The organism is Microlunatus endophyticus, assembly GCF_014646195.1.
Taxonomy (GTDB): Bacteria; Actinomycetota; Actinomycetes; order Propionibacteriales; family Propionibacteriaceae; genus Microlunatus; species Microlunatus endophyticus.
The window spans coordinates 20,182-33,146 of sequence record NZ_BMMZ01000001.1 but is presented as its reverse complement, the minus strand read 5'-3'; the positions used below and the strand labels follow the sequence as shown (position 1 = coordinate 33,146).

16 protein-coding genes are annotated in these 12,965 nt (G+C 66.8%); 2 read left to right on the top strand and 14 right to left on the bottom strand.

Going from position 1 to position 12,965, the window contains the following annotated elements; translation table 11 throughout:
- Positions 1 to 10: 10 nt before the first annotated feature.
- Genes IEY07_RS00190 through IEY07_RS00180 form a run of 3 tightly spaced genes read right to left on the bottom strand, consistent with a single transcriptional unit; the run spans position 11 to position 3,182 of the window.
- Positions 11 to 883 (bottom strand): carbohydrate ABC transporter permease, encoded by an 873-nt coding sequence (locus tag IEY07_RS00190; protein ID WP_188893170.1) that lies wholly within the window; start codon positions 881 to 883, stop codon positions 11 to 13.
- Positions 880 to 1,845: a carbohydrate ABC transporter permease gene (locus IEY07_RS00185; RefSeq protein ID WP_188893169.1), complete on the bottom strand. Its 966-nt coding sequence runs from the start codon at positions 1,843 to 1,845 to the stop codon at positions 880 to 882. Before IEY07_RS00185 ends, IEY07_RS00190 begins: the two co-directional genes overlap by 4 nt.
- A complete protein-coding gene (locus IEY07_RS00180; RefSeq protein ID WP_188893168.1) occupies positions 1,842 to 3,182 on the bottom strand; it encodes an extracellular solute-binding protein in 1,341 nt (446 codons plus the stop codon). Before IEY07_RS00180 ends, IEY07_RS00185 begins: the two co-directional genes overlap by 4 nt.
- A gap of 228 nt (positions 3,183 to 3,410) precedes the next feature.
- Between IEY07_RS00180 and IEY07_RS00175 the strand changes: the two genes are divergently transcribed.
- Entirely contained in the window at positions 3,411 to 4,166 is a 756-nt protein-coding gene (locus IEY07_RS00175) for a DeoR/GlpR family DNA-binding transcription regulator (protein ID WP_188893167.1), read from the top strand.
- A gap of 24 nt (positions 4,167 to 4,190) precedes the next feature.
- Here IEY07_RS00175 and IEY07_RS00170 read toward each other — a convergent pair whose 3' ends face one another.
- From IEY07_RS00170 to IEY07_RS00135, 8 genes are all read right to left on the bottom strand, one after another.
- Entirely contained in the window at positions 4,191 to 5,756 is a 1,566-nt protein-coding gene (locus IEY07_RS00170; RefSeq protein WP_188893166.1) for a gamma-glutamyltransferase family protein, read from the bottom strand.
- Entirely contained in the window at positions 5,753 to 6,670 is a 918-nt protein-coding gene (locus tag IEY07_RS00165) for an LLM class flavin-dependent oxidoreductase (RefSeq protein WP_188893165.1), read from the bottom strand. Before IEY07_RS00165 ends, IEY07_RS00170 begins: the two co-directional genes overlap by 4 nt.
- A 55-nt stretch (positions 6,671 to 6,725) precedes the next feature.
- Positions 6,726 to 7,061, bottom strand: coding sequence for a putative quinol monooxygenase (locus IEY07_RS00160; protein WP_188893164.1), 336 nt, complete (start codon positions 7,059 to 7,061; stop codon positions 6,726 to 6,728).
- A 27-nt stretch (positions 7,062 to 7,088) separates the two neighbouring features.
- Entirely contained in the window at positions 7,089 to 8,021 is a 933-nt protein-coding gene (locus IEY07_RS00155; protein WP_188893163.1) for a transglutaminase domain-containing protein, read from the bottom strand.
- Between the two features lie 93 nt (positions 8,022 to 8,114).
- The gene (locus tag IEY07_RS00150; protein ID WP_229669572.1) at positions 8,115 to 8,549 is read right to left on the bottom strand and encodes a hypothetical protein; all 435 of its coding nucleotides are present in this window, start codon (positions 8,547 to 8,549) and stop codon (positions 8,115 to 8,117) included.
- A 3-nt stretch (positions 8,550 to 8,552) separates the two neighbouring features.
- Positions 8,553 to 8,909 (bottom strand): hypothetical protein, encoded by a 357-nt coding sequence (locus IEY07_RS00145; protein ID WP_188893162.1) that lies wholly within the window; start codon positions 8,907 to 8,909, stop codon positions 8,553 to 8,555.
- Positions 8,906 to 9,361: a type II toxin-antitoxin system VapC family toxin gene (locus IEY07_RS00140; RefSeq protein WP_188893161.1), complete on the bottom strand. Its 456-nt coding sequence runs from the start codon at positions 9,359 to 9,361 to the stop codon at positions 8,906 to 8,908. Before IEY07_RS00140 ends, IEY07_RS00145 begins: the two co-directional genes overlap by 4 nt.
- Before the next feature lie 24 nt (positions 9,362 to 9,385).
- Positions 9,386 to 9,622, bottom strand: coding sequence for a type II toxin-antitoxin system Phd/YefM family antitoxin (locus tag IEY07_RS00135; protein ID WP_188893160.1), 237 nt, complete (start codon positions 9,620 to 9,622; stop codon positions 9,386 to 9,388).
- 70 nt (positions 9,623 to 9,692) lie between these two features.
- Here IEY07_RS00135 and IEY07_RS00130 point away from each other — a divergent pair, with 70 nt between their 5' ends.
- Positions 9,693 to 10,373, top strand: a complete 681-nt coding sequence (locus IEY07_RS00130) for an NUDIX hydrolase (RefSeq protein ID WP_188893159.1) — start codon at positions 9,693 to 9,695, stop codon at positions 10,371 to 10,373.
- On the opposite strand, the gene IEY07_RS00125 is transcribed toward IEY07_RS00130, so the two are convergent.
- The 3 genes from IEY07_RS00125 to IEY07_RS00115 all read right to left on the bottom strand — a co-directional run bounded on the left by IEY07_RS00125 (position 10,370) and on the right by IEY07_RS00115 (position 12,944).
- Complete coding sequence (locus IEY07_RS00125; protein WP_229669571.1) at positions 10,370 to 10,549, bottom strand: mycothiol transferase; 180 nt, start codon at positions 10,547 to 10,549, stop codon at positions 10,370 to 10,372. The genes IEY07_RS00130 and IEY07_RS00125 overlap by 4 nt on opposite strands.
- A 112-nt stretch (positions 10,550 to 10,661) precedes the next feature.
- A complete protein-coding gene (locus IEY07_RS00120; RefSeq protein ID WP_188893158.1) occupies positions 10,662 to 12,029 on the bottom strand; it encodes a cystathionine beta-synthase in 1,368 nt (455 codons plus the stop codon).
- A gap of 39 nt (positions 12,030 to 12,068) precedes the next feature.
- On the bottom strand, positions 12,069 to 12,944 hold the full coding sequence (locus tag IEY07_RS00115) for a Bax inhibitor-1/YccA family protein (RefSeq protein ID WP_188893157.1): 876 nt from the start codon (positions 12,942 to 12,944) through the stop codon (positions 12,069 to 12,071).
- Positions 12,945 to 12,965 lie beyond the last annotated feature (21 nt).

Here is a 12,965-nt window from a genome sequence, read left to right as displayed (position 1 = left end):
CAGCACCGGGTCAGCGGGTGCTGCCGGTCAGCAGGCCGTTGACGATGTACCGGTTGAAGATCAGTGCGATCAGCGCCGGGATGATGATCGCCAGCACCCCCGCGGCGCTCATCAGGGTGGACGGCACGTCGTGCCGGCCCTGGAGCGCGGCGATCACCACGGTCAGCGGCTGGGTGGACAGGTCACTGGAGAGCACCAGCGGAAACAGGAACTGTCCCCACGCGAAGAGAAAGGTGATCAGCGCGGTCGAGATGATGCCAGGACGTGCCAGCGGCAGCAGCAGGTGCCAGAGCACCTGCAACCGGCGCGCACCGTCGACCAGGCCGGCCTCCTCGATGCCGTCGGGAAGGCTCTGGAAGTAGTTGTGCATGATCCAGGTGGCCAACGGAAGGAAGCCGGACACATAGACCAGCACGATCCCGGTATAGGTGTTCACCAGGCCGAAGCCGCTCATGATCCGGTAGAGCGGGATCAGCGTCGTATACGGCGGAAAGGCCATCGTCGCCAGCACGGCGTAGAAGAAGATGTTCTTGCCCTTGAAGTGCAGCCGGGAGAACGCGTACGCCGCGATGGTCGCCAGCAGGATGGTGATGATGGTGGCGAGCGCACATTCGATCACGATGTTGATCGTGGACTGCCGGATCCCTCCCGAGACGTCGCTGCCACTGCCCAGCAGCCGCGCGTAGTTCTGCAGCGTCGGACGGATCGGGAAGAACTGCGCCGGTATCGCCCGGGCGTCGCCCTCGGTCTGGAAGCTCATCTTGAGCGCCCAGTAGATCGGGATCACCGACCACAGCACGATCAGGACGACCCCGATCCGCCGGACCGTCGAGGTGCCGCCCCTGACCGGCCGACGCCTGCGGGCACTCCAGGCCGGGCTCACAGTTCCACCTTCCGATAGATCGCGCGGACGACGCCCAGTGAGATCACCAGGGTGACTGCCGTGATCAACAAGCTCAACGCGTACCCCTGACCGAAATCGAGGTTCTGGAAGCTGATGAAGTAGGTCTGCATCGTCAGGGAGGCCCCGGTATCGGCCGCACCGTTGAGAATGTAGGGCTGGTCGAAGATGTTGATCGTCGCAATCACGGCCTGCACCATGCAGACGGCGATCCCGGGCCGCGCCAGCGGAAAGGTGATCGCCAGGAACGAGCGCCACGGACTGCAGCCGTCGATCTCGGCCGCCTCGTACAACTCGTCGGGGATCAACTGCAGAGTGGCCAGGATCAGCAACACCGACAGCGGGGTGATCTGCCAGACCTGGACCAATTCGATCAAGGTGATGGTGAGCAGCCGGCTCTGGCCGAGCAGGACACCCGTGCCGCCCAGGTGCAGGGTGGTCAACAGGCTGTTGATGAGCCCTGCGTTCGGGTCGAAGATGCCGGTCCACAGGATGCCCTCGACCACGCCCGGGAGCGCCCACGGCAGGATGAGGACCGCGATCACCAGGCTCCTGCCACGGAACGGCCGCTGCAGCACGACGGCGATCGCCAGTGCCATCGCGGTCGACAGCAGCACGCCCACCACCATGTAGAAGGCGGTGTTGCCGATGCTGGAGATGACCGCCTTGTCGTGGGCGATGTGGACGAAGTTGGCCAGGCCGGAGAACCGGGTCGGCGGATCGAGCGGGTTGACGGTGAAGAACGACTCGACGATGGTGAATACCGCCGGCACCAGCGCCAACGCGATGATGAAGATCATCACTGGCGCCACCAGGGCGTACGGCAGCACCTCGAACCGTCGCCGACCGCGGCGCACCACGACAGTCGTGACACCGCCGGAGGGTGCGGCGCCCGGCTGACCGACCGCCTGTGATGACGACTCCACTCCGCGGGAGAACGTCACGAGCCGCTCGCTGCCTGGTTCGCCGTGTCGGCGATCGCCTTCATCGCTGCGTCGACCGTGATCGATCCGGTCGCCGCCGCGTGCAGGTTGGTGTAGACGGAGTTGGAGAATTTCGGATACCAGGACGGTGCGCCGCCCGGGAAGACCGGCTGCGCCGTCTTCAGCATCGCCTGCAACTCCTCGCCACCGTCCAGGTTGCCCTTGGCGGTCATCTGCTGCACCACCGAGAGCCGGGACGGGATGGTGAAGCCGGAGTAGACCTTGTCGGTGCCGTTGAGGCCGGTGAAATCAGCCTGCTTCTGTGCGGAGGTGAACCACTTGATGAATTCGGCCGCCGCCTTCGGATACTTGGCCTGCTTGGGAATCCCGATCCCGTCGGGGTTGCTGAGGTTGCCGGCGGGCCCGTTCGCACCCGGAGTCGGGATGTATTGGGTGTCACCAACGACGGACGAGGACGACTTGATGTTGTACAGGGTTCCGACATTGCCCGAGTAGTCGGAGAAGGTGCTGGCGACCTGGCCCTTGGCCATCAGGGTCTGCTGCCCCTGACTGTCGGCAACGTTGATGTTCCCCGGCGGGACAAGCCCTGTCTTGAGAGCGTTGACCATCCACTGAGCCGCCTTGTAGCCGGCTGAGTCGGGCGAGGTGAACGCCGGCTTCTGCTGCTTGTCCAGCACCGTACCGCCGAAGGCGCCGGTCGTCTCGTACCAGTAGGTCGACAGGCCTTCGGCAGCAGAGAAGGGGATGTTCAGCGGATACTTGACGGTGCCCGACGACTTCACCTTCTGCAGATCGGCGGTGTACTCGTCGATGGTCTTCGGCGTACCGCTGACCCCGGCCTGCTTGAGAAGCTTGGTGTTGACGGTGGTGACCATGAAGGACGCGTCGTACGGGATCCCGACGACGTGGCCGCCCGTGGTGAACGAGGCGAGCTGCGGCATATCGGCCGCCATCGACTTGGTGTCCAGATAGGAGTCCATCGGATAGAACCAGCCGAGCTTGCCCAGCTGGCCGACACGGGACCAATCGACGTCGGTGGCATCGGCGAAGTACGTCTTCGCGGTCGCCGCCGCCGAGATCTTGGTCTGCAGGCTGTCCCAGTCGAGGTTGACCCACTTGACCTTGATCCCGGTCTGGGCGGTGAAATCCTTCAGCGCCGCGGCGGGTGGCGGAGCACCCAGCGCGACCGTGATCGTCGCGCCCGAAACCTCGGTCGAACCGCCGCTGGGCTGTCCGCCACCCGAACAACCGGCCGCAGCCACCAGCAGCCCTGCCATCAGCGCTGCTGATGCAGCTCGCCAGCCGCGCTTCACCGAACGTTCTCCGTTGCCCCACATGGTGCCTCCCCGGTGCTCGAGTGCGATTCGGACGCCTTTGTCGTGAGGACCCCGCAGCACACCCGGCTGCGCATTTCACGCTGCGCGAGTGTGATCGATTTGCGCGATCCCTTCTGGAACATAGGAGATATGAACGGCAATCGTCAACGATCTGCACGAATCTGTAACACATGCGGATGCGGTTGCGCATATGAGCAGTGGCCGCGCAGGTTGCTAAAATCGCATCCTGTGCGGAAGGTGGAAAGGCTGTCGGCGATCCTCGATCGGCTCGCCGAGAACGGCAGCGTCGAGGTCGCCGGGTTGGCGAGCAGCTTCGGTGTGTCGGAAGCGACGGTGCGCCGGGACCTTCAATCACTGAGTCGCAGTCAGCACATCATGCGAACCCATGGCGGCGCGGTCGCCGTCGAAACCGGCGAGGAGGTCTCCACCCGGGTCAAGGCAGTACTGCGCCGCAACGAGAAGAAGCGGATCGGCCGGGCCGCGGCGGACCTGGTGCCCGACGGCGCCGTCGTCGGGATGACCGGTGGCAGTACGACGCTGGAGATCGCGCGGGCGCTGGCCGAGCGCCGCGGCATCACGATCGTCACCAACGCCATCAACGTCGCGTCCGAACTGGCCGAGCGCAACTCCATCCGGCTGATCGTCATCGGCGGCATCATCCGGCATTCGCTGGAACTCGTCGGGCCGGCAGCGGAGGCGATGTTGTCCAACTACCACCTGGATGCGGCGTTCATCGGGGTCGACGGCCTGACCGCCGAGGAGGGCTGCACCACCTTCGACGAGATGGAGGCCCAGACCGACCGGGCCTTCCTGCACCGCTCACAACGCAGGATTGTGGTCTCCGACAGTTCCAAGATCGGCAGGGTGACCTTCGCGCGGATCACCCATCTCGCCGAGATCAACGAGATCGTGACCGACTCCGACGTGGATTCCCACCAGCGCAGGAATCTGGAGGATGCCGGGCCCAAGCTGCTCGTGGTCTGACGGTTGCCGTCTGACCGGTTACTCCTATTCGCCACCGTCGGCGCGGGGATCGGTTCCCCAGACCAGCTCACCGGGCTCGGCGGTTGTCCAGATCGCGTGTGCATGGCCGAGCCGGTTGTCGTTCATCAGCACCGTCTGAGTCGCGGACGACTGTGCCAGCCGGTCGCGTACGGCCCGGTCGAGGCGCTCGTCGGCGAGCACCAGCTTGTCGCCACTGGCCCGCTGGACGACCCAGCGCGGGGCGCCGACCGCCTGCTGCGGATGATCACCGGCGAGGATCCGGGAGAGCACCTGGGTGACGATGAAGGGCTGGTTGTGGCCGCCCATGGTGGCGATCGCGCCGACCGTCCGGCCGTCTCGGCGCATCAGCGACGGCATCAGTGTGTGCGGTGGCCGTCGACCGCCGACGAGATAGCCGGGACGGGCCGGATCGAGGCTGAAACCGCTGCCGCGGTTGTGCGCCAGGATGCCGGTGGACGGTTCCAGCACCCGGGATCCGAATGTTCCTGCGACGCTCTGCACGGAGCTCACCCACAAACCCTCGGCATCGACCGCGACCATACCGATCGTGTCGCCGCCAAGCGGCGGCCACGGGCCACCGGCCAGATCCGCCGGGACGGCGCCGGCCCGGATGGCCGCGGCCTGGGTGCCGATCCGATCCGCCGCCAAGACCTGGTCCAGGGCGACCTCGACGAATTCAGGATCTCCGGAGATCGCGTCCCGGTCCTGGGCCGCCAGCGCGACCGCATTCATGATCATCACGGCCTGGTCGGACCCCGCAGGGTCGTCCAGGCCGAGTTCTGCCATCAGGGCAAGGATCTTCAGCAGGGTGAAGCCCTGGGAGCTGGGCGGCGTGGTCAGCACGTCCAATCCGGCGTACGAGATCGCGAGCGGACTGACCCGGTCGGTGCGATGCCCGGCAAGATCATCGATGCTGATCACCGAGCCGGCCCGGCGCAGACCGTCGACGAAGCGCCGTCCGACCGCCCCGCCGTAGAGCGCTGCCGGTCCCTCGGTGGCGATCTGCGACAACGTGTCGGCCAGCGCCGGCAGGACCATCGGATCTCCTTCGCCGAGCACCTTCCCGTCGGCGAAGAAGACTCCGGCGCAGCCGGGGTCGTTGATCAACACGTCGGCGAGATTCTGCAGATCGCGGGCCAGTGCCGGTGCGACCGGGCTCCCGTCGCGGGCAAGATCACGACCGGGAGTGATCAGGTCGGCGAACGGCGTACGGCCCCAGGTCCGGTAGAGATCGCCCCAGGCGGCCACCAATCCGGGGACGCTGATCGAATGCGGTCCGTTGCCGGGAACACCGGTGAATCCTTCGTCAACGAGCAGTTGCGCCGAGAGCGCCCCCGGTGCCCGACCGGTGCCGTTGATCGCGATCGGGTCGCCGTCCGGCGGCGCGACCAAGGTCCAGGTGTCGCCGCCCAGGGTGACATTCTGCGGATACACCACACACAACACCGCGCTGGCAGCGATCACCGCGTCGACCGCCGTACCGCCGGCATCGAGGACGGCCTGCCCGGCTCTGGTCGCCCGCCGGTCCGGGGTGACGATCCGGGCTGTCATCGATTCGCTGCGCGTCACTGGATTCCCTTCGTCAACAGCGGTTTGACCTCGCGGCCGAGGAAGTTGATCAAGCCCTCGAGGTCTGGTTCGTCGGCGGTCGGTTGGACGCCGTACGCCGTCACCCCGAAGGATGCGTAACGCAGCGCCGAGTCGGCAATGTCGGCCGCCCCGCCCGCAACACCGATGCCGCGGCCGGTAGCGGCACCCCAGAGCGGCAGCTCTGCGTCCAGTCGCCGCCCGGCGTCCGGGCCGGTCGCGACGATCTCGCAGGCGACGATCTGCGGGTGATCGGCGTCCGGCCGTCCGGCAGACTGCTTGGCCGACCGGACCGCCTCGCCGATCGCTCTGACCTCGTCGTCGGTGTAGGCATTGCCGAGGAGATTGCCGTCGCCGAGTTCGGCGGCCAGGGCGACCGACTTCGGCCCGGAGCCGCCGAGCATCAACGGCGGAAGCACCGCCGGCGGCCAGTCCAGGCGTACCTGATCAAGGTTGACGTAGCGACCGTGGGCGGTCACGGTCTCGCCCTGCAGCAGTCGCCGGATCGCCGTCGCCTGCTCCCGCAGCAGCGTCAGCGGCGAAGCCGCCCGGACGCCGGCCTGGCCCATCCACTCCTGGATCCCATGACCGATACCCGCGACGAACCGGCCCGGGAACATCCGGGAGATGGTGGCGATCTCCATCGCCGCCAGGGCCGGATTGCGCAACGGCACCGGCAACAAGGTGATCCCGACCCGGATGGTCTCGGTCCAGGCCAGCGCTGCGGTTGCCGAGGCGATCCCGCTCTGCTTGAACGAGTCCTCCCAGACCCACAGGTCGTCCAGCCCGGCCTGCTCCGCGGCCCGGGCAAGATCACGAAGCCGCTCCGGTCGGATCGTCGGCGGGATGTGGATGCCCAGCCGGAGTCGTACGGGACTGGTCCCGGTGTCTGCCATGGCTACAGCCTGCCGGACCGTGACCTGATGCCCGCTCCCGGGTCACCCGGTGGGATCAACGGCGGTCAGGAACGGTCAACTCGGCCATCTGGGACCAGCCCGTGCGGTCGGGGATCTCGATGTTGATGATCTCCGGGGTCTTCGCCAACATCGTCGGCATCAGCTCCATCGCGGCCTTGAAGTGATCCGTTGCCACGTGCACCGCTCCCGCATCGGCATCGGCGAATCCCTCCACCAGGACGTACCGATCCGGGTCCTCCGTATCGATCGACCAGTCGAACCAGAGGTTGCCGGGCTCCGCCCGGACGGCCCGGGTGAACGAATCGAGCGCCGGCAGCCAGCGATCCCGGTATTCCGGCAGGATGGTGTACTTCACGACGATGAGGATCATGGCCCAAGCATGCCCTGATCCGAGCCGTCAGTGCCCTTCGACGAGCTCAGGAATCTTGGTGAGGTCAGTCGTGATCGGCGGGTCGCCGTAGGGCGAATTGGTGCGTACGGCTGTCCCGGGCCCGACCAGCGGATCCGTCCGGACGCGTTCGATGAGCCGCCGCTCAGCCTCGGCATCTCCGTTGTCGGCGGCGATGATCATCTCCGCGAGCTCGTCGGCGGTCCCGGCCTCCTCGTCGGTCACGCCGTCCGGGGAACTGAGCGGCGCCCAGCCGTCCCAGAGCAGGAGCTCGATCCCGGCACGGAAGGCGGCGTCGTAGAAGACTGCGCCCTGCATGAACCAAGCGCCACCGATCGGCACGCCCGGGGCGACTCCGTAGAGCTGTGGATCGATGCTCCCCTGGCGGTACTCCTTCCAGGACTCTGCCGCGGTGGTGAAGGGCGAGTCCGGGCCGTGCGGGATGTCCTGCGGAGTGGCGAGTCGCTCCATCGGCTCGCCGACCTCCGGATCGAAGCGCAGCCAACGGCCCTCGGGCAGCCAGGTCTCGACGATCACGTGGTCGAAGTTGTGGTCCCGCGCGAAGTAGTGGGAGAAGCCGTACCGGATCCTGGCCGGGACGCCGTGCTGGCGCAACACGGCAGCGCTGAACAGCGAGTGATCACGGCAGCATCCCTGGACCCGGGTCAGCGGATCCCGCTCGGCATCCAGCGGCTGCCGGTGGCGTCGTTGATCAAGATCGAGGATGGCGGAGATCCACCGCGCGTTGATGTCGCCCTTGGACTCCTCCGGCAGGTCGAGGCCGGAGGCCCGATAGTGGATGATCAGGTTGCGCGCGACCGCCGACAGCTCGGGGATCCGCGGAGGGACGGCCGTCAGTAGATCCGTGTAGCGGCCGGGGTCGGAGTACGGGGTGTGCACCGACCACGATCGCATGGCGTCGGGAACATTCGTCTCGGTCATACCGCAAGTCCAGCACCTTCCGTAGCGTGAGGGTCAAGACTCGGATCGCAATAGCCGGACGTAACTCTCGAGGTGGTGCGATCAACCCGATGATCAACTCTTGGTACGGGTCCGCCACAACCAGAACAGGCCGATGAAGGGCAGCACCAGCGGGACAAATCCGTACCCGATGCCGTACGTCGACCAGACTGTTGCCTGCGGGAACGCGTCCGGCACGACCGTGCTCGCGGTCCCGACAGCGAGCACGCCGACCAGTTCGGTGCCGATCGTCGCCCAGGCCAGCCGTCGCCCCGTGCGGTTGCCGAGCGCGAGCGAGATGGTGGCCAGGATGTAGACCAAACCGGAGAACGCCGACAGCAGATAGGCCAACGGTGCCTCGTGGAACTGGATGGCCAGTTGCACGACGGCCCGGGAGGTCGCTGCGATCGCGAACAACCCGTACACCGCGATCAGGACCCGTCCCGGCCCGGTCCGCGTAGCCGGGACGTCTGACCGGTCCTGCAGGTGATCAGATACGTGGTCGGGCAACGGTCACACACTCCACAGATCGAGCAATCTCAACGACATCACGGCAATCGCCGCACCGGCGATGGTCATCACCAGACCGGAATAACGGCTGCGATCGCTGACACCCCACCAGATTCCGGCCGGCATCAGGACGATGATCCCTGCCAGGTAACCGATCGAGGTCGCGGTCTCGGCCGGCCCGTGCCCGCGGGCGATCGCCACGAAGCCCACCACGGACTGGACGATTACTCCCAGCTCGGTCAGGAAACTCCAGTAGAACTGGGCATCGCCCGGCGGCTTGCCGCGCGCCGTCGAGATTCCGCCCCAGATCGCCGCCACCACGGCGATGCCGATCACGACATAGGTCAACCATGCGATCATTCGTCGGGATCTTCTGCAGTGTCCGAAAGTCCATCAGGGTGACTCACCGGTCGAAGATCGAGCCCACTGATCCCCGCGAAGTCGTGCGGATTGCAGGTGTAGAGCGGGAGCCCGTTGGCCATCGCGGTAGCGGCGATCAGTGCGTCATAGGCCCGCGCCGAGTGCTTGCGGTCGCTACGACGCAGCTCAGCGGCCACCGCACCGAAGGTACGAGCCGCCGCTGTATCGAATGCGAGGACATCAAAATCCGACTCGGCGAGTTGGAGATGCTCCTGCCGGGCAGACCGTTCAGCATCCGTTCGAGCGACGAGCGGTCCGGCGGAGAGCTCGGCGAGGGTGATGGCGCTGACGACACAATCGTCGGGCAACTCGCCGGGATCGGTCAGCCGGCCGAGCAGGATCACCGTCGAGGTGTCCAGCACCCCGCGACTGTCGACCGCGGAATCGCTCACGCGAACTCCTTCACGCGGTCTCGTTCACAGCGACGCGTCCAGAACGTCATCGAGGTCGCGCCGGAGTGCCTCCGGATCGACCTGACGGACATGACGACGACGCTCGATCAGCTCGGCCGGCCGCGCGCTGCGTCGACGCAACGGCCGGAGTTCGGCCAGCTCGGCACCGTCGCGGGTGACGATCAGTGCCTGGCCCCGCTCGACGCGCGACAGCACCTCACCGCCATGATTGCGAAGATCACGTACCGAAACCCTGTCCACGGCTCGATGGTATCACCGGTGATACAGGCGCTGGTCGATGGCTCAGGGTGGGATCAGGCATCATGGCGGGATGCGCATCGTCGGTCAGGACCGCAGTGGGCAGATTCTGGCCGAATTCGATCTCGGCCATGGTGAGGATCCCACCGAGCAGTTCAGGATCCGCGGCTTCCGGACCGTGCAGGCGCTCACCGCGGTAGGCGCCGATGGCGACCTGACGATCAGCTGGCGGGTGGAGCCCGACCCTGGCCCTACTCCGGTTCCGCAGGCCCCGACCACTCGCGAGGACGTGCCACCCCCAGAGCCGGGCGCCGACGGAGCCGAGGCCGTACGCCGTCAGCGGGTCGCCGCGTACGCCTGGGTGGAGTCCAGCCGCGGCATCCTGGCCTCGGAGTTCTATCGCCCGGCACCGGTCGGACGGTGGGGACTGCCCGGCGGCGGCATCGATCCGGGCGAGGAACCGGTCGATGCGGTCCATCGCGAAGTGATGGAGGAGACCTCGCAGACGATCGACCTCGGCGAGCTTGTCGGGGTCGACACCGGGCACTGGATCGGCCACAGCCCCACAGGCGTGCTCGAGGACTTCCACGCCGTACGGATCATCTACCGCGCCCACTGCCCGGAGCCGACCGATCCGGTGGTGATCGACGTCGGCGGCACGACCTCGGCCGCGACCTGGTTCCCGTACGACAGCTGGCCGGACCAGCCCTGGAATCCGAACTGGCTCGAGATCGTCACCCGTCTCTTCGGCTAGGCGGATCTGAACGTCTCGGCTGCATCCCGGATCCGGCCGGTGAATTTGTTCCAGAACACAGGATCGTCGCCGAGTCGATCTTCGGTGTTTCCCGCCTTCCCGTCGATCAGCTCACGCACGATGTCGGCATGACCGGCATGCTGAGCAGTCTCGGCGAGCATCCTGGTCAACAGCACGCCGAGGTTGGTGTCCTGCTCCGTCCACCATGGAACCCGGCGCAGCCAGAGAAAGCCGGCCCTGATCGGAAAACGGACGGCAAAGCCCGGCCGGGCGCCAAGCGAGCCTGGATCAGATGTCGGTCAACAAATCCTGGCGGGTGACGATGCCGACAGGCCGGCCGCCTTCGAGCACCAGCAACGCGTCGTTGTCCACCAGCGCCGCAACCGCGGCCGAGACCGGCTCACTCGCGCCGAGCATCGGCAGCGCGGGCTCCATCGCCGCATCGACTGCGGCCGCAGGCTGCACCTGATGATTGAAGAGGGCACCGAGCAGCCCGCGTTCGCTGACCGACCCGACCACCTCAGCGGCCATCACCGGCGGTTCCGCCCGGACGACGGGCATCTGGGAGACGCCGTATTCGCGCAGGATCTGGACCGCCTCGGCCACCGTCTCGTTCGGGTGGGTGTGCACCAGTGTCGGCAGCGCACCGGACTTCTCCCGGAGCACGTCGCCGACGGTGCGGACCGCGGCATCCGGCCGCGGCGCGAAGCCGTAACGGGCCAGCCAGTCGTCGGAGAAGATCTTGGTCAGATAGCCGCGGCCGGAATCAGGCAGCAGCACGACGATGACCGCCTCGGGGTCATCGACCTGCTCGGCGAGCCGGACGGCCGCCGCAGCGGCCATCCCCGAGGATCCGCCGACCAGCAGCGCCTCCTCGCCGGCCAGCCTCCGGGTGGTCGCGAACGAGTCGGAGTCGGAGATCTCGATCACCTGGTCGCAGATCTGTCGGTCGTAGTTGTCGGGCCAGAAATCCTCGCCGACCCCCTCGACCAGATACGGCCGACCGCTACCACCCGAGTAGACCGACCCGACCGGATCCGCACCGATGATCTTGACCCTGCCGCCGGACACCTCCCTGAGGTAGCGCCCGGTTCCGGAAATCGTGCCGCCGGTGCCGATGCCCGCGACGAAGTGGGTGATCCTGCCCTCGGTCTGCTTCCAGATCTCCGGGCCGGTGCTCTCATAGTGGCTGGCCGGATTGTTCGGATTGCTGTACTGGTCGGGTTTCCAGGCACCCGGGGTCTCCCGGACCAGCCGGTCCGAGACCGAGTAGTAGGAGTCGGGATGCTCGGGCTCGACGGCGGTCGGGCAGACGACGACCTCGGCGCCGTACGCCCGCAGCACGTTGCGCTTGTCCTCGCTGACCTTGTCGGGACAGACGAAGATGCAGTGGTAGCCCTTGGACTGCGCGACGATCGCCAGCCCGACCCCAGTGTTGCCGCTGGTCGGTTCGACGATCACGCCGCCGGGCTTGAGCTTGCCCTCGCGCTCGGCCGCTTCGATCATCTTGACCGCGATCCGGTCCTTCACCGAACCGCCAGGGTTGAGGTATTCCACCTTGGCCAGGACCAGCGGCTTGACCTCACCGGTGATCCGCGTCAGGCGCAGCAGCGGGGTGTTTCCGACCAGTTCGATCAGCGAGTTCACATACTCCACGGACGCGAGCCTAGTGGGGTGCTGCCGGCCCGGACCGGCTCAGCGACGGAAGTAGGAGAGGATCCGCAGGATCTCCACGTAGAGCCAGACCATGGTGACGGTCAGGCCGAAGGCGCCGAGCCAGGACCGGCTGGCCGGCGCACCCATCCGGACGCCGCGTTCGATGTAGTCGAAATCGAGCACCAGGTTGAGCACCGCCAGGGTGACGCCGATCGCCGAGAACAGCACCGAGAGGGCGCTGAAGTTGCCGACGCCGCGCAGCCCGAGGTCGATGCCGAAGAGCGCGAACACCAGATTGATCAGCATGGTGACGGCGAAGCCCGCGGTGGCGATGATGACGACCTTGCGGAAGGTCGAGGTGACCCGGACGTTGAAGATCTTGTACACCGCGAGGGTGACCCCGGCGGCGACAAAGGTGCCGATCACCGCCTGGCCGACGATCCCGTCGTAGAGCGACTCGAACAGCCGGCTCAGCATGCCGATGAAGACACCCTGGATGGCCGAGTAGACCAGCACCAGCGGCGGGCTGACCCGGTGCCGCACGGTCACCACAAAGGCAGTGATGAAGCCGACCAGGGCCGAAAGCAACATCGCCGGGAGCATCACGGCGGGGGGCACCAGTCCAGCAGAGATGCTCCACCAGCTGACCACCGCGGCGGCTACCAGCACGGCCATGGTGATCGCGGTGCGGGTGATCACATCGTCGAAGGTCATCCGCCCTTCGGGCGGCGCCTGGACGCCGTACGAGGCCTGACCGGACGGCTGGCCGTACTGCTGGCCGTACTGCTGGCCGTAGCCGAAGGGCTGGCCCGCGTACTGGTCGGCCTGCTGGCCGATGAAGGGTGACTGCCCCTGGGCAGGAGCCGGTGTGAACGCGTCCCGGCGTGAGAGCACCGGGTTCGAGCTACGCAACATTGCCTGTCCTCGCCTGTCCTG

What these genes read in the sequence shown, in the direction of transcription:
- IEY07_RS00115 (WP_188893157.1), bottom strand. Translation starts at nt 12,944, where the DNA reads ATGTTGCGTAGCTCGAACCCGGTGCTCTCACGCCGGGACGCGTTCACA.
- IEY07_RS00130 (WP_188893159.1), top strand. Translation starts at nt 9,693, where the DNA reads ATGCGCATCGTCGGTCAGGACCGCAGTGGGCAGATTCTGGCCGAATTC.
- IEY07_RS00155 (WP_188893163.1), bottom strand. Translation starts at nt 8,021, where the DNA reads ATGACCGAGACGAATGTTCCCGACGCCATGCGATCGTGGTCGGTGCAC.
- IEY07_RS00145 (WP_188893162.1), bottom strand. Translation starts at nt 8,909, where the DNA reads ATGATCGCATGGTTGACCTATGTCGTGATCGGCATCGCCGTGGTGGCG.
- IEY07_RS00180 (WP_188893168.1), bottom strand. Translation starts at nt 3,182, where the DNA reads ATGTGGGGCAACGGAGAACGTTCGGTGAAGCGCGGCTGGCGAGCTGCA.
- IEY07_RS00165 (WP_188893165.1), bottom strand. Translation starts at nt 6,670, where the DNA reads ATGGCAGACACCGGGACCAGTCCCGTACGACTCCGGCTGGGCATCCAC.
- IEY07_RS00160 (WP_188893164.1), bottom strand. Translation starts at nt 7,061, where the DNA reads ATGATCCTCATCGTCGTGAAGTACACCATCCTGCCGGAATACCGGGAT.